Genomic DNA, 21316 nt, shown 5'->3' with positions numbered 1-21316 from the left:
GATATCTCATAAATTAACCATTGGCACTAGAAATGATCAGTCGCGATTTTCGACTGATCATTTCTAGTGCCCAACCAAACGAAGTGCGGTAGGAGTTTGCTCAACATTGGTATCAAAAAAAAGTGTCCACTTTCTTGACAGAAGTCCAAGAGGGGCCGGAATGCGAGTGAGAAGCGCTGGAATATGCGTGAGAAGAACCGGAATATCCGTGAGAGGAGCGCGGATGTGCGTAAGGGGAGCCGAATGTCGTGAGAAGAGCCGAATATGCGAGAGAAAAGCGCAAATATGCGTGAGAAGGACCGGAATGTGCGAGAAAGGAGCGCGGATATGCGGGAGGTACAGGATTCTGATTCATGAGGAGCCCTCTTTCCTGTGTGCTTGTGATAATCCAGAGGGAAGCCAAAAAAACCTTGCTCGTTCACAGGAAAGAGCAAGGTCATCCGTTCTTCTTTTGATAGGTTTCCATTAACTCATGCGCAAGATTTCCTGATTGGAACTGCTCCACAAGCATGTCGAGAAACTCATAGTAATAAAGGGAGTCGGTAATTTTGTGCAGTGTGTATTCGGCTTCTTCTCGAACGGCCACTGGCGTTTCCTCATCATCAATGAGTGCCTGGTAGCGAGGACGCGCTTGTTTAATGGCTTGGACATTCACACTTTTTTCACGTTCCCATCGTCTGGTGAAAAAGGAGATAAAGAATTGAAAGAAGTCTTGTTCCGCTTCGTATAAGTCCTTTCGCTCCCCTTTGCGGTAGACGCGGTGAATGATTTTTTCCTCCATTAGTTTGCGCACACCTAGGCTCATGCTGCCTTTGCTCATGCCGAGCTCATCACGAAGCTGGTCCAACGTCATTGGCTCCCCATTTAAATACAAGGTTGCGTACAGTTGCCCAACAGAGCGATTCACTCCGTATATGTCCATTGTATCGGCGAGGCCATCTTTAATGAGGCCATGAATGCTTTCGATTTCTTGACGAGCCTGTTCCTCGTTCGTCATATAAACACCTCTCGTTTAAAATGTTTCGAACAAATTTAACGACAGTATAGCTTTTCTGGCGACGGATTGCAAGGTGGTTGAGAAAAATTGGCCAATGGGTGGGAGTTGACATCATTTCTACGTGTGTTACGATCATACCATATCTAAAATATTTAATCTGTATTAAACATATTCAACGTAATGGAAGGATGAGAGGACAAATGAAAAAAAGAATGTTGCCACTTCTTGCTCTTAGCACTCCTTTGTTTCTTGCAGGCTGTGGCGATGAAGATGGACAAGCGGAAGAAAATAAAGAAATTGAACTTGTCTACGTCGCCTGGGAATCAGAAATTGCCTCGAATAATGTGATTAAGGAGGCGCTGGAGCAGGCAGGCTATGATGTCACGCTCACATTGGTGGAGCAGAGCATCATGTGGTCTAGTGTGGCCAACCAAGAGGCGGATGGCTTTGTGGCTGGCTGGTTGCCAGATGATATGAGAGCCGATTATGAGCAGTACGGCGACGAGATGGTAGACTTAGGTGCCAATCTGGAAGGCGCTCAAACAGGTCTTGCTGTTCCGACGTACATGGACATTGACAGCATCGAGGAATTGTCTTCAGATGTTGTAGAAGAAATTACAGGCATTGACGCAGGCGCAGGGGTTGTCATCGCAACAGAGGAAGTGCTGGATGCTTACGACATTGACGATGTCGCGTTATCGACAAGCTCGGATGCCTTTATGACGGCAGAATTAGACTCTCGCTATAACGCGGAAGAACCGGTTGTCGTCACGGCATGGCAGCCGCATTGGAAGTTCAATTCCTATGACCTGAAGTTCTTAGAAGATCCGCAGGGAATTTATGCGGAAGATGGAGAGATTCGTACGCTTGTGCGGGAGGGACTAGAAGAGGATGATCCGACCGCTTACCAAATCCTTGATAATTTTAGCTGGACACCAGAAGATATGAACGCAGTCATGCTCTATGTTGAAGAAGAAGGCATGGAGCCAGAGGAAGCTGCGGCTAAATGGGTGGAGGATAATCAGGAAACCGTTGATGAATGGATTAATGTTGACGAATAAGTAGAAAAAAACGTCCATGAGATTTAGGAGCTCATGGACGTTTTTTGGTGCGAGCGTTTTTAGCAAAGGTTTGCCGTAGTTCTGCTTCTACCCCTGCGATTTCAATTGGTCAGCGATCTGTTTGCGGACGGAGGCGATCTCATCTTCAATTGCTGTTAGCTGTTTCATAGCGGCAGCCACATTTCCTCCAGTTGTTTCCACTTTCTCGATGTCGCCTTGGATGCGAACGAAATCGCTTTTTAACTCGGTTAATCGATGTTCTAGCTGTTGAATGGTTTCCATATGGACGCCTCCTCTAATTATAACGATAACGTATCACAAAAGAAGGGGAGGGACAACGAAAGCGGATGTGCTACAATCATCAAAAAGGGGGGACTGAACATTGAGGGCATTGCTCGTTATTGATTACACGGAGGATTTTATTGCCCACGATGGAGCACTGACGGTTGGGGCTCCGGGGCAGGCGGTTGAGCAGAAAATCACGGAGACGATCGAAACGTTTCACAAGGCCAATGATTTCGTTGTATTTGCCGTAGACGTCCATGACGAGGGCGATATCTACCATCCTGAAACCAAACTGTTTCCCCCTCATAACCTCAGAGGAACAAAGGGACGCGATCTGTACGGAAGAGTGGGGGAGTTGTACGAGGAGATCAAAGGGAGTGCCAACGTCTATTTCATGGATAAAACTCGCTACTCGGCGTTTGTTGGGACCGACCTCGATGTGAAACTTAGGGAACGTGGCATCACGGAGGTTCATTTGGTCGGCGATGTGACAGACATTTGTGTGCTGCATACCGCGGTGTATGCGTACTCGCTTGGCTATGAGCTCGTGGTGTATAAGGATGCAGTGGCAAGCTTTGATGCGGCGGGGCATGAATGGGCATTGGGGCATTTTGAGAACGCGCTTGGGGCGAAGGTGCTTTAAGAAAAAGAGAGGCAGAGAATTCCGCTGAGGGCCTTCTCTGCTTCTTTTTATTTCTTGATGAGGATGTTGACGACGAACTTTGACCAGCTTTCCAGCCGCTCGTAGATCTCTTCCTTTTTTAAATCGGAAATGGGGACCCAGCGTCCCGTCATCTGATTCACTTCTTTCACTTCAACAGCCGCATCATCTGCTAGTTCAAGTACGGACAGGATGCCAATGTGAACACGGCCGACTTCCTCTTCATCGTCGTTAATTAAGCCAATCGCTTTGGTTTTTTTCTGTTTGTCTTTATCAAATTGAAGTTCCTCATGAAGTTCGCGATCGGTGTTGGCTTCAAGCATCTCCTGAAAGCTTGAGGACATAATCGTATTCATATGACCGCCAAAGCCGAGTGATAACTTATTGTGGAGCCGTGCTTCCCCGGCCCCGCTTAGACGCTCATACAAAAAGATGTCATCCTGGCGTCGGATCACGACGTAAGGGATGGGCTGCTTGTAGGAATCATTCTCTTCAGCGTCTCCACGTCGCATTTCGCTAAAATGGCGATTGATCCGGTTCATAATGGTGGCGATGTTTTCTCGTTCGCTCGTTACGCCTTGAAACACAAGTGATTCATTATGAAACACATGCTTCCGAGGCACAACGACAATCATTTCATCCATTTTGCCCAATTCAGTTCTCCCCCTATCCTGAAATCTACACATGCAGGTAAGCCCGCAAGCCACTGTACATATAGACATGTCCATTATCATACAGTGGCCGGTGCAAATCAAGAAGATTTTTCATCTGTTTGTCTGGAAAAATGAGCGATCGTTCGGTATTGGACGCAAAGAAACCGGGCACTGCCCGGTTTCTTTGGTTCTAGAAAATGAAAACATTCACAGCTGCGTTTGCGGTTCTTTCTCTTCACTTGGGAAGAAAAAATCATCGTCCCGCAGTGGTTCTACGGTGGCCTTTTTGTACCCATTTCCCTTCATGGAGAAGAAGTCGTGTGATTTGGTTTTTGTGTTTAAGCCGTTAAGGATAATCGGGTTGATTTCCTCCTCTTCAAAGTACGGATCAAAGCCGAGATTCATCAGTGCTTTGTTGGCGTTGTAACGGATGAATTTCTTCACGTCGTGAGCAAGACCGACCGGATCATAAAGTTCTTCTGTGTAGACAAGCTCATTCTCATAAAGATCCTTAAGCAGTTCGAGGGAGAACGCATGAAGCTCTGACTGCTTTTCTGGCGTTTGTTTGTTGTAAATTTCCTGCGCCAAGAGCCCCACATAGACCCCGTGGATCGCCTCGTCGCGGAGAATCAAGTTGATGATCTCTCCACTTTGCATCAATTTCCCCTGCCCGTAGAAATAAAGAGGGTAGTAGAATCCGCTGTAAAACAAGAAGCTTTCCAGATAGACGGAAGCCACCATTGCTTTAAAGAGCGAAATCTCATCGCCTTGCTGAATGTTTTTGTAAAGGGTAACGATGCGATCCGCTTTTTTCTGTAAGCGCGGGTTGGTTTTGACCCACTCAAACACGTCATCAATCTGCTCGGTGGTGGCGAGCGTCATGAAGATATTGGAGTATGATTTGGCATGGACGGCGTTTTCCATCATGGCCATGAAATTGAGTACCGCTTTTCGCTGATGGCCAGCCACATGATCGGCGACAATCGGCATCCCTGTGTTGCCTTGCTCCGTATCGAGGAGGGTCAGTCCAGCGAGTACTTTCATATACGTGTCCTTTTCATCTGGCGTTAAGTACTTCCATGTGAGGAGGTCGCCATTCAAGGCGACCTCCTCTGGAAGCCAGAACTGCTTGACGTTTTGGTTATAAAACATTTGTGTGAAATCATCTTCATGCTTCGACCAGTTGGCCGCATCATAGACATGACTCATACTATCTCTCCTTTCATTTTGCACCTTAGACGACGCAGGAGAGGCAATCGTCCTGGCCTGTATCCTTCGTTCGCGCATAGTACAATGTCTTGATTCCTTTATGATGAGCGTACAAATCAATCCGGTTTAAATCGCGGGTGGTCATTGTGTCTTTTAAGAACAGTGTGAAGCTAATGCCCTGATCGACATGCTGCTGGATCGTTGCAATCATATCAACGACTTTAAACATGTCCATATCGTACGCTTCTTTAAAGAAGAACCAGTTGCTCGTATCAAGGCCAGGCATTGGGTAGTAGGTTTTCGAATTTCCATAGGTGCGTTCTTCAATTCGCTCCATCACAGGCATGACCGACGCGGTTGCTGACTGTACGTACGAAATCGACCCCGTTGGCGCAATCGCTAGACGGTAGCTGTGGAACAAGCCATGCTCCTGTACGAATGCTTGAAGCTCCTTCCAATCCTTCTGTGTAGGGATGTGCATCCCGGTAAAAAGATCAGCGACTTTGGCGTGTTTGGGCGAAAAGTCACCTTCCATGTATTTCCTGAAATAGTCGCCTGTCGCATAGGTGCTGCCTTCGTATCCATAGTAGGTTTCGTTCTGCTCACGCGCAATTTCTGCTGAACGTTTGAGAGAGTAGAAATTCATCATCATAAAGAAGGTGTTCGCAAAATCACGCGCTTCTTCGCTTTCATAGGCGATGTTGTTTGCGGCAAGGTAGCCGTGCAAATTCATTGCCCCAAGGCCGATCGATTTCATCATTTGGTTTCCGCGACGAACGGCCGGCGCATTGACAATATCGGTGGAGGCCGATACGCGAGTGAGTGCATCCGTGGCTAGGCTGACCGTCTGCTCGAGCGACCCGTTCTTCATCACATTTAAAATATTGATTGAGCCGAGGTTGCACGAAATATCTAAGCCAATTTCATCGTCTTGGTCGTAGTCGTTGTAGGTGGACACGGCAGACGCCTGCAAAATCTCTGAACAAAGGTTGGAGAACTTGACGTTGCTGATGTGGTTATTGGCATGCGCTTTGTTGACGTTGTCGGCGAACATAATGTATGGGTAGCCGGACTCTGAACGCAAAATCGCCAGCTTCTGCATCAGGCGGCGCGGGTTGACTTTGTCTTTGCGCACATTTGGGTTCTCCACAAGCGTCTCGTACATGTCATCCATATTCATTTCGTCTAAATACTGACCGTACTCTTTATAAACCGTGTGCGGGTAGAAAAGGTAAGCGTCCTTATCTTCTCGAGCCAGCTCGACAAATTTATCAGGGATGACCACGCCAATCGAAAGTGTTTTGACACGTACATCTTCATCAGCGGAGATTTTGCGTGTATCAAGAAAATCGTTCACATCGGCATGAAAGATGTTTAAGTAGGCCGCGCCTGAACCCTGACGCTGTCCCATTTGATCGGCGTAGCGAAACGCGTTATCAAGCAGCTTCATCACACCAACGACGCCTTTGGTCGCATTAGCAACATCTTTAATCGCTTCCCCTTTCGCCCGTAGCTTGGAGAGATTGAGAGCGACGCCGCCGCCCAGCTTGGAGAGCTGCATGGAAATATCAACCGCGCGGCTAATGTCGTTCAACGAATCATTGATCTCAAGCAGAAAGCAAGAAACAAGTTCTCCGCGACGCTTGCGGCCGGCGTTGAGAAAGGTTGGCGTTGCTGGCTGAAATTCTTGGGAGATCATGGTCTCCACCAGGGCTTTAGCTCTCTCGATATCGCCGTCTCCAAAAAATAAAGCAACGACGGAGACGCGATCTTCATAACGTTCAAGAATCTTCGTTTTGTCATTCGTTTTCAGGGCGTAGTCATTGTAAAACTTAAATGCGCTCATAAACGAAGGAAAGCGGAACTTCTTCGCATAGGCGAGGTTGAAGACTTCTTTTACCTCGTCCATCGTATAGAGCTCAAGGAGCTGCTCTTCATAATAGTCGTTTTTAATGAGGTAGTCGATTTTCTCTTCTAGGTCATGAAAGAAAACGGTGTTCTGGTTGATGTTGTCAACGAAATAGCTATGTACCGCTTCCTTGTCTTTGTCAAACTGGTACACACCATCCTTTGAAATCATCAGTTCGTTATTGAGCTGAACCCACTTTGGTACTTGATTTTGTGGCATAGTTTTCGACCCCCTGTATAAATGCATGCACGTCCGAAGACGTACCGGAAAGCTCAAATTTGTGAAGGATGGGAACGTGGTAAGTTTCCCTAATGACGTCCGCACTGTGAGCAAAATTGTCGCCCCAAATCCGGTTTCCACTTGCCGCTACGCCGCGCAGATTCTGTCCATTGTTCTCAAGGAAGGCTCGCGTGGTTGGCGACATCGTACCGAATCCGGTGGTGTACGTAATTAATAGAAAGGGCTCGTCCACCACCATATTGGCGTCAAGCTGCACGATGTCCGAAAAAGGGAGCTTCGCAACAAAGCGCTTGACGTTTCCTGTTTTAGAATCAAAGACAATTTTCACGAGTATCACGATCCTACTGGTATAAGGATAAGTTTCTTGCAAAGAAGCAAGTATGTATTCTTCTATACCACATATAGTAGAGGATAAACGCCATTAAATCAATATATAGATATTGCCCACAGGCTGTGCATAATCGACTGTATGTCGGGCGGCTCTAGGAGAAGAGCTGTGGACAACTATTTTTCAACCAAAGCCATAAAAAAAACGCCCTGCGAGACGCAGAACGTTTATCATTATACTAGCACTACGATGAAAAAAGCTAGAGGAAATGAAACGGGTAGAGGCGAGGAAGCCACTAGTAATGATTTGTAGTATGATGGGGAGGATCATACGAAAAAAGGAGACATACGATGGGACTATTAGCTGGGTTGTTAGGGAACGCGTCACAGGTGGACAACAAGGAAGTGGAACGAGAGGTAAGCAGCACTCTTGTTCCAAATGAAGAGGTGGACATCGGCTTTAAGGTTGTTAGAGACTTGATTGTTTTTACGGACAAACGGTTGATTCTTGTAGACAAACAGGGGATGACGGGGAAGAAGATCGAGTATCACACCATCCCTTACCACAACATCGCGCACTATAGTGTGGAGACAGCGGGGACGTTTGATTTGGAGGCAGAACTGAAAATTTGGGTGTCTGGCACGCCTGAACCGATTGTGAAACCATTTAAAAAAGACAAAAGCATCATCGATGTTCAAAAGGCTCTGTCCATGTATGTGCTTGGTTAAAGGGGAGCGGGCATAGAGGAAGCTAGGGGGGTGACCATCTCCTAGCTTTTGTCTAGCTCCGGCGGGTAGAAGCGCCGAGATTTTTCAGGCCTGCACCGAAATCCAAGGTCGGGATTTCTGGTGCAGGGCTTCCAAAATTCACGCTCCTGAGCAACCCGCCTGCGCATTTCGGTATTGTCTAGCTCCGGCGGGAAGAAGCGCCGAGATTTTTCAGGCCTGCACCAGAAATCCAAGGTCGGGATTTCTGGTGCAGGCCTTCCAAAATTCACGCTCCTGGGCAACCCGCCTGCGCCGTTTACACGTTAATCGCCTTCAATCAATAAAGGCAACAAGGCCTCTGCCCAGCTTTCATGCCCTTCAATCGTTGGTGAGCCTTCGCTGACATAGTCATCCAGTTCCGCGTCATCGGTCTCCGGCCATGCGTCCCAGTGATCCACGTACGTAACGCCGTCCAGGTCTTCCGCAAATGTATTGAGCACGTCAATCTGGTTTAAATATGGTCCCGTGCTATTAATGGGATTGGTTGGCATCAAGATGATTTCGGTCTCCGGCAATGTTTCTTGAAGTTCGGCCAGCATCGCTTCGATGTTGGCGATTGAATCAGCCGGTTCCACCTCGCCATTGTCATTCAAGGTAAGAGATTCAAAAAAGAGGATGTGCGGGTCCGAATCAATGACCGCCTGAATGGAATTGCTGTTCACGATGGTCTCGCTTGTCGCTGTGTCGACATCCTCGATGACCGAAGTCACTGGCAGTGGGGAGGTAACCTCCTCTACGGCTTCCGTGACAAGCTCTGGCCATGTGGGCCCGTCCGTACTCGTAAGAGAGCTTGAGCCGAAATAAGTGAGTCGCAGTTCGTCAAGCCCTTCTGTTTCCTGAATATAGCCGCCAACCAACCCGTCGCTAAACGTGGAAGTGACTTCTTCCGTTTCATCGCCGCTCTCTTCATTGCCCACGGTTTCCTCAGGCACGGGCGCCCCTCCTGCATGTGCTTCCTCCGCAATCGCGTCAAGCCTTTGCTGGTAAGAGAAATAGCCAATCACAATAACTATCAAGGATAAAACAATCGTTAAAGGAAAAAGTAGTTTCTTCAAATAAAAAGCGTCCTTTCTGTAATGGATACGTTAGTTCTACATTGAACTACCCACCACTTAATTTCTACCGAAATTTGAAGTGGGGGATTCCTACGAACACCAGCGTAACCGCCAGTTGTTTTAGTAGGCTAGCCCCGTAGTCCCTACGGTTAGAAGTCTTAGTGCTTCATTTTTTACGTTGATACTTGCGTTTACATCTCGATCGTGATGGGTGCCACAAGAGGGACAGTCCCACTCACGTAACGCGAGATTCTTCACGTCCTTATATCGGTATCCACAGCACGAGCACAATTGACTGGACGGGAAATTTTTCGCCACAGTGACCACCTGTTTCCCGTACCACGTGGCTTTGTATTCAAGCATCGTGCGAAACTCGGACCAACTGACTTCACTAATAGCTTTGGCCAACTTGCGGTTCTTCAACAAATTGGATACCTGCAAATCCTCTATCCCGATGACATCGTGGTTTTTGATGATCGTGCTAGAGAGTTTATGCAGGTAGTCCGTTCGTGCATTGGCGATCGTTTCGTGGATACGAGCGACCATCCGTTTTTGTTTCTGGTAGTTCTTCGCTTCGTCTAAAGGCTTCCCATCTTTTAATGCTTGCTCCTTCCGTCTGGATAGGACTCGTTGAGCATCCGCTAATTTCGTTTCAAGGGCACGCAGGAAACGTGGATTCTTATACACTGTACCGTCGGAAAGAATCGCAAAATCTTTTAACCCAACGTCAATGCCAACAGAAGAATGGGTTTTAGGTTGATCGTAGATGTCCGTTTCCACTAAAATAGAAACAACGTATTTCCCCGTAGCGTTACGTCTAATGGTAGCGCTTAACATACGGCCTTCCACCTCGCGGCTTTTCACAAAGCGGATCAAGCCGAGTTTAGGCAACTTGAGTTTGTTGCCAACAATCGCAATATTTTCGTTGGTATTCTTTGTGGTGTACGATTGAACGTTGTTGTTTTTGGCCTTGAATCGCGGCGCTTTTGTTTGCTTTTTGAAATAACGAGCGTACGAATCAGCGAGGTGTTTCAGCGACGATTGAAGGGCGATGCTGTCGACTTCTTTTAGCCATGGAAACTCTTTCTTTAGTTGAGGAAGTTGAGAAGAGCAAGCGTTATACGTTAATCCTTTTCCTGTTTCTTTATACGTGTAATTCCAAAGAGAAAGGAAACGGTTAAATACAAACCTACTGCATCCCATCGTTTTGGCGATGACGATCTTTTGTTCTTTGTTCGGGAAGATCCTAAATTTGTACGCTTTATGGACGAGCATGGATGTTCACCTCGCTTCCCTTTTGATTATCAGGAACTTTTGTTCCATATTTTAATTATATCATTCGTCGAAAAAGATGAAAACCCTTTAGGCTATCGCCTAACCGACATTCATCTCCCCCTTACCGTTGGGCTACGCCCTTTACACGGTCGAAGAGGGAGTCTTCTGTAGGAAACAGGTAAACGACAAAAAGTGTGGGAACTTGTCGTTTTTTTAAAAGTTCGACCATATCAATATGGAAGCGAGTGCTTGGGATCAATCGCGGGGAGGTCGAGGTGGCGAGCGACTGGGAGGAGGGTTGTTCACTTTCTCAAACAGTATGTGACTTCTACGAGGTTCTTGAAGATTCGATGAATGTTGTAAAAAAGCACTCGCTTTTGTTTGGCGTGTGTTAAACTAAACGTTAGATCTTAAACTATGAAACTAGGGGTAATTGAGATGCCTACCATCATTCCAAATAAAACGGCTCGTGGGATCACGATCTTTGTTGATTTGCTCTTGATCTTGCTTGCGTACGGGCTTGCTTTTACGATGCTTAGCGATAAAATGTCGCCGCGTAACTTTGAGGCATTTGGCTCCGTTGTGCCGTGGATCCTTTTGATAAGCGTGCTTTTCTTGAGTATTTATGAACTGGATCGTCTTGTTCAGTATGACATCTGGGACATTATCCGCAAGCTGACAGTAGCGATTACCTTCATCATGCTGCTTACCATGACGGTATCGTTCTTCTTTCGAGAGTTCGCTTTGCCACGTTCGCTGATTTTAGTCGCGCATGTGAATGCATTTTTCCTGCTTTTAGGATGGAAGACCCTATACACGAAATACAACCAGGTATCACGGAGAGGCAAAGTGATGTTCATTGGCTCGGCTGCTGAGTACGATGAAATGGAAGAGAGTCTTTCCACCTTCCTTTCAAAGAACAGTTACGTGAAATGCTATGACAAAAAAGAATCTTTGGCACAGCTTAGAACGCAGCTTCTTCAGTACAGCGTCATTTTTCTAGGCTCAGGGTTGGATGAAGACAAAAAGGAACGGCTCATGTTCCATGCGATGAAAAACAATAAGCTCGTCTACGTCGTACCGAAAGTGAATGATATGCTTCTAATGAACACGTCGGTCACTTCCTTGGATGACACGATGATTATGCAGGTTCGTCCGTTTATGCTCAGCGTCCCGCAGCTAGTGCTCAAGCGCTTGATGGATATCGTTGTTTCCTTTGGCATCTTGCTTGTGACGCTACCGGTCTTCTTGTTAACGGCGATCGCTATTAAGACAGAGGACAAAGGCTCGATTTTCTTCCGTCAAGAACGGCTAGGGAAATACCATCAGCCTTTCAATATCTTGAAATTCCGTTCGATGGTGGAGAATGCGGAGGAACAAACAGGACCAACGCTTGCCAAGTCCGGCGATGCTCGTATTACCAAAATGGGCCGGTTTATTCGCAAAACGCGCATCGATGAACTGCCACAGCTGTTAAATGTTTTAAAAGGCGATATGTCACTCGTCGGTCCGCGCCCGGAGCGCGACTTCTTTGCCGACAAGTTTCAAAGAGAAAACAAGTGGTTTAACTATCGTCATGCCGTGAAGCCGGGAATTACGGGCTACGCGCAGGTCATGGGGAAATACACGACCAATGTTGATAAGAAGCTGAAATTTGACCTACACTACATTCGCAACTACTCCCTGTGGCTTGATTGCATCATCTTGATGCGTACAGTGCTTGTTGTGATCAACAAGGCGAAGTCAGAAGGAGCGGGGGAAGCTCCACGTAGGAAGCAGAAAGTCACGTACCTTCCTAGAAAAGAAGGAAACTATCGTTAGGAAAAACGCGCCCCACGCGAAAGAGCGTGGGGCGCGTTTTTCTCATTTCAAACAGACACTGACGTTTCACGAAAAGCTAGATGGCGAGGGCCCTTGTATTTGTACGGACATACTGCCTCATTTTCGCGTATAATGGGAGACAGAATGTTCGTTTAGTCAAAGCTAAGGAGGGCTTACATAATGACAATCTTAGTCACAGGCGGCGCTGGCTACATCGGTAGCCATACAGTTTTGCACTTATTAGATAAAGGAGAGGACGTTGTCGTTCTTGATTCTCTTGAAAAGGGCCATGCGGGTGCCCTTCAAGATGTTCCTTTCTATCAGGGGGAATTGCGTGATGAACCCTTGCTTGATGAGGTATTTACTAAACACAGCATTGACGCGGTGGTTCATTTTGCCGCTCATTCGCTTGTTGGGGAGAGCGTGGAACAGCCTTTGTATTACTATGAAAACAATGTTCTTGGGTCTCACGCGCTCATCAGTAAAATGGTCGAACATCATGTGAAACACATCGTCTTTTCATCGACGGCGGCAACGTACGGCGAACCGGAGCAAATCCCGATTGTGGAATCTCTTCCGACAGCACCGACAAACCCGTACGGTGAGACGAAGCTTGCGATTGAAAAAATGTTACGTTGGTGCGAGCCAGCGTACGGATTGAAATCGGTCTCCCTTCGCTATTTTAATGCGGCGGGTGCTGATCCGAAAGGACGCATTGGCGAGGATCATTTGCCAGAGTCGCATCTGATTCCCATTGTCCTGCAAGTGGCGCTTGGACAGCGACAACAGGTGCAAATCTTTGGCGATGATTATGACACGGAAGATGGGAGCTGCATTCGTGATTACATTCATGTGATGGATCTTGCGGATGCTCATTATCTCGCGTTAAAGCATTTAAAGCAAACGGGCTCAAGCGAGGTCTACAACTTAGGCATCGGGCAGGGATTTTCGGTGAAGGAAGTGATCGAGGTCTGCCGCCACGTCACGGAACAAGAAATTCCGGCTGTGGTTGCTCCGCGCCGAACCGGTGACCCTGCGACGCTGATCGCTTCTCCTGAAAAGGCGAAAGCGCAGCTTGGCTGGGAACCTCGCTACACCGATTTAAGCGAGATTGTGGCCCATGCTTGGGGCTGGCACTCGAATCATCCGAATGGATACGAGAAAGATAAGTAAAAAGTGTAAAAAGCGCTTTTCCGTTGAGGAAGAGCGTTTTTTGTTTAACTCGTGTGAGTTAGAGCGACTGCAAATGCTAACACTAAGGGAAAAGGCGTGTAACGTTTTCCTCATAGATGACAACTGTTGCTGTTCTGATGAAAACAAATGGTATTTCCCAATATACAAGCAGAGAGGAGAGTGAGAAGAGTGGAAGTTTACCTCGTAGCATTGATGACCAGTTTTGCCGCTGCCATAGCGATTACACCGTTGGTCGTTAGGTTCGCGCACAAGTGTCATTTTGTCGACCATCCAGATGAACGAAAAGTACATAAGGAAGCGATGCCTCGCATCGGAGGCTTGACCTTTATTTTCGGGATGCTCGCAGGACTTATTTTCTTAACAGATGTTCTCGTTAGCGAGTGGAGGCAGGTGAGTGCGATAGCGGTTGGAGCAGCGCTGCTAGTGGCAGTTGGATTACTGGATGACCGTTTTGTTTTAAGAGCCCGCTCGAAAGTCATTGTTCAAATCGCAGCCGCGTCCATCGTTGCGTATTCTGGAGTCGTCATTGACTTCATTGCGATTCCTTTTGGAGAGCGGGTGGACTTAGGTTTTCTTAGCTATATGGTTACAGTGCTTTGGTTCTTGGCTGTTATGAATTCCATGAACCTTATTGATGGGTTGGATGGACTAGCTGCTGGGATCGCCATTATTGCCTGTTTAACGATGCTGGTCATCGCAGTAGGCAACCCTACGGCGTATGGCCTTGTTTTAGCGATTGGTGTCACTTTGATCGGCAGCACAGGAGGGTTTCTTGTTTTTAATTTCCATCCAGCCAAGCTTTTTATGGGAGACACGGGCTCTCTCTTCCTTGGTTACATGATCGCAGTGATGTCGATTCTAGGGTTTTTCAAAACTGTGACAATGGTCAGTCTCGTTGTTCCGCTTCTAATTCTTGGAGTACCGATGATCGACACGATGTTTGCGATCATACGAAGAACATTAAATCAGCAAAAAATTGCGGCCCCGGATAAAGGTCATTTGCACCACTGTCTGCTTGCCAGAGGGTATGGCCACCGCAAAGCAGTGCTGCTAATGTACGGGGTAAGCATCCTGTTTGCCATGAGTGCACTGCTTCTCTCGAAAACCGGAATTTGGCTGTCGCTCTTTGTCCTTGTTGTGGTAGCCACGTTCATTCAACTCTTTGCTGAGTTTATCGGACTGATTGGCGACAAACGCCAGCCGTTGTTAACGGCCATTCGAAAGTGGGTGCAAGAGCGGGCGACCCTGCGAAGCAAATAGTGAAAAGGACGAATTTTCTAGATCCCTATGATCTGATGCAGAGGGTGGTTAATCGAGCTGAATGAAAAAAACGTCCAGAGGTGATCACCTCTGGACGTTTCTTTGACTTATGTCATTTCAATGTGTTTTGCCTGAACCCAGCCTTCATCCTTCCCAACTTTCACTTTTACCCAACCGTCTTGTTGATCAAGAATTTCTACCGTCTGGCGGTTATTGAGCGTCGTAAGGACATTGTTGCTAAGGCTTGCGTCCGAGCGCAGATCTACACGAGATTGTGTCACGCCAGTGTCTGGAAAAGCTAGTTCAACTTCCTCTTCCGTGACTGTGGACTCCTCCTCGGTTGTCTCCTTTTCCTCCGCTTCCTCACTTGGAGTTGAGTCAGCTTCTGCTTCCGGCGTTGGTGCCTCGATTTCTTCAGCAGCAGTTTCCTCTGTCTCCTCCGAAGAATCAGCGTCAGGCTCTGGATCTCCCTCTACATCTGAGTCAGAAGGAGAGGGTGCTTCTTCATCTTTGGAAGCCTCGCTTTCATCGGAAGCAGGCTCTTCCTGAGGAAGGGAGTCAAGGCTTTCGTTCTCAGAGCCCAGAGAAGCTTCATTCGCCTCATCCGGAGAATGAGCGTCAAGCTTCACAGTTTCCTCTACATCCGAGTCAGAAGGAGAGAGCTCCTCTTCGTTGGAAGCCTCGCTATCAGAGGAAGCAGGCTGTTCTTGAGAAACCGAGTCAAGATCCTCCTCCTCGGAACCAGGAGAGACCTCCTCGGCCTCGTCCGAAGAGTCGGCATCAAGCGCCGCCTTTCTTTCTAAGTCAGACTCAGAAGCAGTGGTTTCCTCTTCGTTGGAAGCCTCTTCCTCTTTACGGGATGCGGCTTCTTGCTCTTCACTCGCGGTCACACTCTCTTCAACAACCTCTTCCTGAGAGTTGACACTAGTGTTAAATGCTTCTTGATTGTTCTCTCTTGCCTTCGGAGATGCCTCTTCTTCAAGCGACGTAGACTCAGTGTCCTCAGGAACTACGGCCCCGAACGTGCTAAACGTAGCCACGCGACTAGCAGCCGCTTGACGTGATCCAGCTACGTTTAAGTAGTCCGCGGAAACCCATCCAGTCTGATTCCCAGCTCTGACTTGATACCAGTTGCCCTGTTTCTGAAGCAACTCCAAGTTCTGCCCGTTATTGAGCGTCGTTAAAATGCGATGCGAAGTGCCAGCACCGGAGCGCAAATGAAGACGAGCGGTCGTTGTAGCTGAGCCAATGGAAGGAGTGGTTTCACTCGCACTGCTGCCCGACCCACTCACATTTAGGTACTCCGCAGAAACCCATCCGGTTTGGGAACCGGCTTTAACCTGATACCAGCTGCCCTGCTTTTGAAGCAAGGTGAGCGCCTGTCCGTTGTTCAGCGTCGTTACAATACGGTTCGAGGTACTCGCACCGGAGCGAAGGTTAAGCCTTGCGGTGGTGGTAGCCGATCCAATGGAAGACCCTTCACTCGCATCTCTGCTCGACCCACTCACATTTAGGTACTCCGCAGAAACCCATCCGGTTTGATCGCCAGCTTTAACCTGATACCAGTTGCCTTGTTTCTGAAGCAAGTCGACGTTCTGCCCGTTGTTCAATGTCGTTACAATACGATTCGAAGTCCCTGCACCGGAGCGAAGGTTAAGCCTCGCGGTAGTGGTGGCTGAGCCAATGGAAGACCCTTCACTCGCATCTCTGCTCGACCCACTCACATTTAGGTACTCCGCAGAAACCCATCCGGTTTGAGTGCCAGCTTTCACCTGATACCAGTTGCCTTGTTTCTGAAGCAAGTCGACGTTCTGCCCGTTGTTCAATGTCGTTACAATACGATTCGAAGTCCCTGCACCGGAGCGAAGGTTAAGCCTTGCGGTGGTGGTAGCCGATCCAATGGAGGAAGACCCTTCACTCGCATCGCTGCCCGACCCACTGACATTTAAGTACTCCGCAGAAACCCATCCCGTCTGAGAACCGGCTTTAACCTGATACCAGTTGCCTTGTTTCTGAAGCAAGGCAACGTTCTGCCCGTTGTTCAATGTCGTTAAAATACGATTCGAAGTCCCTGCACCGGAGCGAAGGTTAAGCCTTGCGGTGGTGGTAGCCGATCCAATGGAGGAAGACCCTTCACTCGCATCGCTGCCCGACCCACTGACATTTAAGTTCTCCGCAGAAACCCATCCCGTCTGAGAACCGGCTTTAACCTGATACCAGTTGCCTTGTTTCTGAAGCAAGGCAACGTTCTGCCCGTTGTTCAATGTCGTTAAAATACGATTCGAAGTCCCTGCACCGGAGCGAAGGTTAAGCCTTGCGGTAGTGGTAGCCGATCCAATGGAGGAAGACCCTTCACTCGCATCGCTGCCCGACCTACTCACATTTAAGTACTCCGCAGAAACCCATCTCGTCTGAGAACCGGCTTTAACCTGATACCAGCTGCCTTGTTTCTGAAGCAAGGCGACGTTCTGCCCGTTGTTCAATGTCGTTAAAATACGATTCGAAGTCCCTGCACCGGAGCGAAGGTTAAGCCTTGCGGTAGTGGTAGCCGATCCAATGGAGGAAGACCCTTCACTCGCACTGCTGTCTGACCCACTGACATTTAAGTACTCCGCAGAAACCCATCCCGTCTGAGAACCGGCTTTAACCTGATACCAGCTGCCCTGCTTTTGTAGCAAGTCCAGTTCTAGCCCATTATCGAGCGTCGTTATAATAGAATGCGAGGTCCCTGCGCCAGAACGAAGGTTGAGCCTCGCAGTGGTGGTGGCTGAGCCAATGGAAGACGTGTCTTCTTCGCCACTTCCTGCCTCGTTTATGTAATCAGCGGAGACCCAACCTGTGCGGGAACCGGTTCTCACTTCGTACCAGTTGCCTTGCTTTTGTAACAGTTCGAGCGTTCGCCCTTGATTCAAGGTTGTGAGAATGCGACTGGAAGTGCTCGCCTCTGTCCGCAAATTAAGCCTCGCGGTCGTTGTGCCTGAGCCAATCGAAGGGGAGCCTTCATCAACATGGTCATCGCTACCGTCCGCGTTGACATAGTCCGCGGAAACCCATCCCGTCTGATGCCCCACTTTAACCTGATACCAGTTGCCTTGCTTTTGAATGAACGTAAGCTTCTGTCCACTGTCTAATGTTGTGAGGATACGACTGGAAGTGCTTGCCTCAGAGCGTAAGTTAAGACGTGCGGTCGTCGTGCCCGAGCCAATCGAAGGAGTTTCTTCTTCGACATTATCGGTTCCTTCAAGATTCACGTAGTCTCCGGACACCCAGCCTGTGTGTGAACCCGCCTTCACTTGATACCAGTCCCCTTGCTTTTGCAATAGTTCAAGCGTTTGACCACTATCCAATGTTGTGATAACAGAAGCCTGGGTTCCAGGGGCCGTGCGCAAATTGAGCCTCGCGGTAGTTTCACCCGTTGAACCTGAAGGCATCGGCTCTATTTCACCAGCTGTTCCACCTGGTTGATTTAAATAAACAGGGACATCGAAATTCAGTGAATAGTCATCAACAGAGCTGTAGAGTCGGGACATGGTATGCGTTTGCTTTGAAGCCCATCCAATATCTGTTGCATATTGGTGACTGCCAGGGTTGGCAGGATTCCATCTCATTTTATATAAAGTGTCCTGCCCTCGGTCGATGTAGCTTCGCGAAACAAATTGAGCTCCCCCCACAATCGCGTCTTCAACAGTGAACCAGCCTTGGTTATAAGCGTACTGGGCCCCTGATCGCACAGCGCTCCCATCAAAAGCACCTATGCCAAAGACGTTGTAGACGGTTCTGCCGTTTTGCTCCACCCCTCTCGCCAACTGGGAGGCCCCGTTTCCAGTCTCAAGCAATGCGTGTGAAATCAAGTAAATTTCATTGATGCCGTGGGTTCTGCTTGCATTGATAAAAGCTTGTCCTTGGTTGCTCAAAACACCTTTCCCACTTAACAGCTGATTGTTAATGGAGCTAGCGCTTAGGCCAGCACTGGAGGATAAATTCAAGAACTGCATATAGGATGGTGTCCCCTGAGAGAAATTGCTTGGGTTCAGGTGGGCAGCAACCTCAGAAGAGCTGGCATTTTGCCATCGGCCATTTCTGTCTGTCTGAGGACTCACATTCATTTGTCTTTCCAGCGCCTGTTGAAAACTAATGTTGTAATGAGTCTCTTTCGTTGTCGTTGAACTCGCAAAAGCGCTTTGCAGCGGAAAAGCGAAGGCAACGAGTGCCATCACCGAAGCGGTACCGCCGGCAGCGAACAATAAGTGTTTACGAATGATTCTCGCCTCCTTAAAAATATGGCCTAACCTATGAATCTAGCCTTCTCTATTATCGTCGAAAAAGAGTGAGATGTTAATAGAATATCGACATTTTCTCTAAAAAAATTGTAAAAAAAACCATGGTTCGCTAGCCGCACTCTGATCTACACAATCCGAAAAGCGCAGGCGGGTCGACCAGAAGCGAGGATTTTGGAAGGCCTGGACTAGAAATCCTGGTTTTGGATTTCGGGCCAGGGCTGAAAAATCCTGAGCTTCTACCCGCCGGAGCTAGACAAAAAAACACTGACTCTTTTAGTGAGTCAGTGTTTTTGTCTCAACCTTTGTTTTTTAGGTTCGTTAGTAATTGTAGTTTGGTTCGGGTTCTGAAGGCTCAGTGGAAGGAGGCTCTTCTACTGGAGCAGTCTCAGACGGTTCAGTAGGTGGTTCTTCCACAGGGTTAGTCTCAGAAGGAAAGGGATTTTCATACTCAAGATGTTCTTTCAACCGATTTTGTATTTCAAGCAAAGAGTTTTCATCCACTCTAAAATAGGAAACGCCGTCCATTCCTCTAAAATCCGCTCCTTCAAACTGCAATGTTTCAATATCACTAATAGAAGAAGCGTATCCGTGAAGAGAGATGAGGTGACCAAACTGCAGGTCTGTAATCATGTTATCGCCAATGCTGTCGAACACATCATCAAAACGATGGATACTGGAGAAGGAGGCAGCTTTCTCAATCATCGCCTCAATTACTTGTTGCTGACGCTGGCCACGGCCAAGGTCTCCGCCGCTATCGGGGTGTTTTCGCTCTCTTGCATACGCCAAGGCATGTTCTCCGTCTAAGTGAGAAGGCCCTTCCTCAAATTGTAGGAATTGTCCATCGTGTGTAAAATCGAAAGTGAAGGACACATCAACCTCAATGCCCCCAAGCGCATCAACAATATCTTCTAGGCCTTGGAATTTTACAAGTGCATAATGGTCTATAGGAATATCAAGTAAGTGTTCAACGGTATCAATCGTCATGTCGATGCCACCAAAGGCATTGGCATGTGTGATTTTGTCCATGGTTCCTTGGCCGACAATTTCTACATAAGAATCACGCGGGATACTTGTAAGAACAATCGAGCGTTCTTCCTTATTAAAGGTGGCCACAAGCATCGCATCTGTACGTGCCCGTTCTTCACCAGGTCTTGCGTCGTCCCCGAGTAACAGAACCGAAAAATTGTCTTGCCCAATGTCGATCGCTTCAGCGCGCCGCTCTGATTTCTCTCCGCGATCAAGTCCCCTGTAGGCCTCATTTGCTGCATTGCTCGCTTGCGTAGCTAGATAAGCGAGACCAGACCCAACAACGAGAAAGGCAAGGATGGTCACAGTCAACAAAATTTTAAGAACACGTTTCGTCTTTCGTCGACTGCGTCTACGCGATCGTGATTCATTATCCATCATGAGTACCCTCACTTTTATAATCAGAAATAGAAGAGCCATTCAGTAATAATATACAATTCGACTTTTCATTTTACCATAGTTTATTCGATATGCCTATGGGCGTTAAGTTAATTAGGAGATTAGAGTTTTATGGAAATAGGAATATGTAAAAGAAGTCGACGAAAATGGGGGTGATGATCTCGGCGATAAGCCCAATGTAACCGCTGTTTTTCAGAAAATAACTTCTAAACAAGCACAAACTGTTATATAATTTCACAAAGAAATATGCCTTACTTTCAAATTTTCTATTGCTTTCTAAAAACTTCTCTTTTATACTTAGGCTAATAATTTTACGAAATCAGTTAACTTTCAACAATTTTTTAATCAGAATCGAAAGAACAGTGAACGATTTTTGCTTATTGGGAAATGTGGAAAAGAAGTGAGTTGATGGGATGTCAAAGTTAGATACGTTAGATTTCTCTGTTCTTTCCCTGCTTCAGGAGAACGGAAAAGCTTCTTATAGCGATATAGCGAGAAAGCTCTCAGTAAGCGAAGGGACCATTCGTTCAAGGATTGGGAAAATGGTCAAGGATGGTGTGTTTGAATTTATTATCCACGTCAATCCGAACAAAGTCGGTCTATGCGTCCAGGCGATTATTGGACTTACGACGAAGCTCGGAAGGCAAGAGGAAGTCGCTGGCTGGCTTCATCAGTTTCCAGAAGTTCGCTTTGTCGCTGCATTTTCCGGGAAACATGACTTAATGCTACAGGCGTATTTTTCAAGCAACGAAGAGCTTGTTCATTTTGTTAACAAAGAACTGGCCAAGCTGGACGGGATTGACACGGTCGATGTCAGCATCGAATTAAAACAGTACAAGGATTCGTTTTCATACGCGATCCCTAAGAATTCAAATAATTCAATATCGAGCTAGGGT

The 21316-nt window shown here is 47.5% G+C and carries 17 protein-coding genes; 7 read left to right on the top strand and 10 right to left on the bottom strand.

Annotation, left to right across the window (positions count from 1 at the left end; all coding sequences use genetic code 11):
• Window positions 1–436: 436 nt before the first annotated feature.
• Complete coding sequence (locus AVZ68_RS04825) at window positions 437–997, bottom strand: GbsR/MarR family transcriptional regulator (protein WP_059103397.1); 561 nt, start codon at window positions 995–997, stop codon at window positions 437–439.
• Window positions 998–1197: 200 nt separating this feature from the next.
• On the opposite strand from AVZ68_RS04825, the gene AVZ68_RS04820 reads away from it, so the two are divergent.
• Complete coding sequence (locus tag AVZ68_RS04820; protein ID WP_157404579.1) at window positions 1198–2058, top strand: glycine betaine ABC transporter substrate-binding protein; 861 nt, start codon at window positions 1198–1200, stop codon at window positions 2056–2058.
• Window positions 2059–2145: 87 nt separating this feature from the next.
• On the opposite strand, the gene AVZ68_RS04815 is transcribed toward AVZ68_RS04820, so the two are convergent.
• A complete protein-coding gene (locus AVZ68_RS04815) occupies window positions 2146–2340 on the bottom strand; it encodes an SE1832 family protein (RefSeq protein ID WP_059103395.1) in 195 nt (64 codons plus the stop codon).
• A 100-nt stretch (window positions 2341–2440) separates the two neighbouring features.
• Between AVZ68_RS04815 and AVZ68_RS04810 the strand changes: the two genes are divergently transcribed.
• The gene (locus tag AVZ68_RS04810) at window positions 2441–2986 is read left to right on the top strand and encodes a cysteine hydrolase family protein (RefSeq protein WP_059103394.1); all 546 of its coding nucleotides are present in this window, start codon (window positions 2441–2443) and stop codon (window positions 2984–2986) included.
• Window positions 2987–3033: 47 nt separating this feature from the next.
• Here the strand turns inward: AVZ68_RS04810 and AVZ68_RS04805 are convergent, their stop codons facing one another.
• The 4 genes from AVZ68_RS04805 to nrdI all read right to left on the bottom strand — a co-directional run bounded on the left by AVZ68_RS04805 (window position 3034) and on the right by nrdI (window position 7349).
• A complete protein-coding gene (locus tag AVZ68_RS04805; protein ID WP_059103393.1) occupies window positions 3034–3657 on the bottom strand; it encodes a hypothetical protein in 624 nt (207 codons plus the stop codon).
• Window positions 3658–3864: 207 nt separating this feature from the next.
• Window positions 3865–4866 carry a class 1b ribonucleoside-diphosphate reductase subunit beta gene (gene nrdF, locus AVZ68_RS04800; protein ID WP_059103392.1) on the bottom strand — a complete coding sequence of 334 codons (1002 nt, stop codon included), beginning with the start codon at window positions 4864–4866 and terminating at the stop codon, window positions 3865–3867.
• Window positions 4867–4891: 25 nt separating this feature from the next.
• Window positions 4892–6994: a class 1b ribonucleoside-diphosphate reductase subunit alpha gene (gene nrdE, locus AVZ68_RS04795; RefSeq protein ID WP_059103391.1), complete on the bottom strand. Its 2103-nt coding sequence runs from the start codon at window positions 6992–6994 to the stop codon at window positions 4892–4894.
• Window positions 6954–7349: a class Ib ribonucleoside-diphosphate reductase assembly flavoprotein NrdI gene (nrdI, locus tag AVZ68_RS04790; protein WP_059103407.1), complete on the bottom strand. Its 396-nt coding sequence runs from the start codon at window positions 7347–7349 to the stop codon at window positions 6954–6956. The genes nrdE and nrdI overlap by 41 nt, the downstream gene beginning before the upstream one ends.
• Window positions 7350–7693: 344 nt before the next feature.
• On the opposite strand from nrdI, the gene AVZ68_RS04785 reads away from it, so the two are divergent.
• Window positions 7694–8071: a PH domain-containing protein gene (locus tag AVZ68_RS04785; protein WP_059103390.1), complete on the top strand. Its 378-nt coding sequence runs from the start codon at window positions 7694–7696 to the stop codon at window positions 8069–8071.
• A gap of 302 nt (window positions 8072–8373) precedes the next feature.
• Here AVZ68_RS04785 and AVZ68_RS04780 read toward each other — a convergent pair whose 3' ends face one another.
• Both AVZ68_RS04780 and tnpB read right to left on the bottom strand, forming a co-directional pair.
• On the bottom strand, window positions 8374–9165 hold the full coding sequence (locus tag AVZ68_RS04780) for an SGNH/GDSL hydrolase family protein (RefSeq protein ID WP_059103389.1): 792 nt from the start codon (window positions 9163–9165) through the stop codon (window positions 8374–8376).
• Between the two features lie 120 nt (window positions 9166–9285).
• Complete coding sequence (gene tnpB / locus AVZ68_RS04775; protein ID WP_059103388.1) at window positions 9286–10440, bottom strand: IS200/IS605 family element RNA-guided endonuclease TnpB; 1155 nt, start codon at window positions 10438–10440, stop codon at window positions 9286–9288.
• 438 nt (window positions 10441–10878) lie between these two features.
• Between tnpB and AVZ68_RS04770 the strand changes: the two genes are divergently transcribed.
• The 3 genes from AVZ68_RS04770 to AVZ68_RS04760 all read left to right on the top strand — a co-directional run bounded on the left by AVZ68_RS04770 (window position 10879) and on the right by AVZ68_RS04760 (window position 14715).
• Complete coding sequence (locus tag AVZ68_RS04770; RefSeq protein ID WP_059103387.1) at window positions 10879–12261, top strand: sugar transferase; 1383 nt, start codon at window positions 10879–10881, stop codon at window positions 12259–12261.
• A gap of 180 nt (window positions 12262–12441) precedes the next feature.
• On the top strand, window positions 12442–13434 hold the full coding sequence (galE, locus tag AVZ68_RS04765; RefSeq protein ID WP_059103386.1) for a UDP-glucose 4-epimerase GalE: 993 nt from the start codon (window positions 12442–12444) through the stop codon (window positions 13432–13434).
• 189 nt (window positions 13435–13623) lie between these two features.
• Window positions 13624–14715, top strand: coding sequence for an MraY family glycosyltransferase (locus AVZ68_RS04760; RefSeq protein WP_059103385.1), 1092 nt, complete (start codon window positions 13624–13626; stop codon window positions 14713–14715).
• A gap of 107 nt (window positions 14716–14822) precedes the next feature.
• Here the strand turns inward: AVZ68_RS04760 and AVZ68_RS20125 are convergent, their stop codons facing one another.
• A complete protein-coding gene (locus tag AVZ68_RS20125) occupies window positions 14823–18929 on the bottom strand; it encodes an SH3 domain-containing protein (RefSeq protein WP_245628056.1) in 4107 nt (1368 codons plus the stop codon).
• Window positions 18930–19313: 384 nt separating this feature from the next.
• Window positions 19314–20399: an LCP family glycopolymer transferase gene (locus tag AVZ68_RS04750; protein WP_059103406.1), complete on the bottom strand. Its 1086-nt coding sequence runs from the start codon at window positions 20397–20399 to the stop codon at window positions 19314–19316.
• Window positions 20400–20833: 434 nt separating this feature from the next.
• On the opposite strand from AVZ68_RS04750, the gene AVZ68_RS04745 reads away from it, so the two are divergent.
• The gene (locus AVZ68_RS04745; protein ID WP_059103383.1) at window positions 20834–21313 is read left to right on the top strand and encodes an Lrp/AsnC family transcriptional regulator; all 480 of its coding nucleotides are present in this window, start codon (window positions 20834–20836) and stop codon (window positions 21311–21313) included.
• Window positions 21314–21316 lie beyond the last annotated feature (3 nt).

The sequence above is a fragment of the Shouchella shacheensis genome, from assembly GCF_001484965.1.
Classification (GTDB): Bacteria; Bacillota; Bacilli; order Bacillales; family Bacillaceae_D; genus Shouchella; species Shouchella shacheensis.
This window is presented reverse-complemented; position numbering and strand designations above follow the sequence as displayed.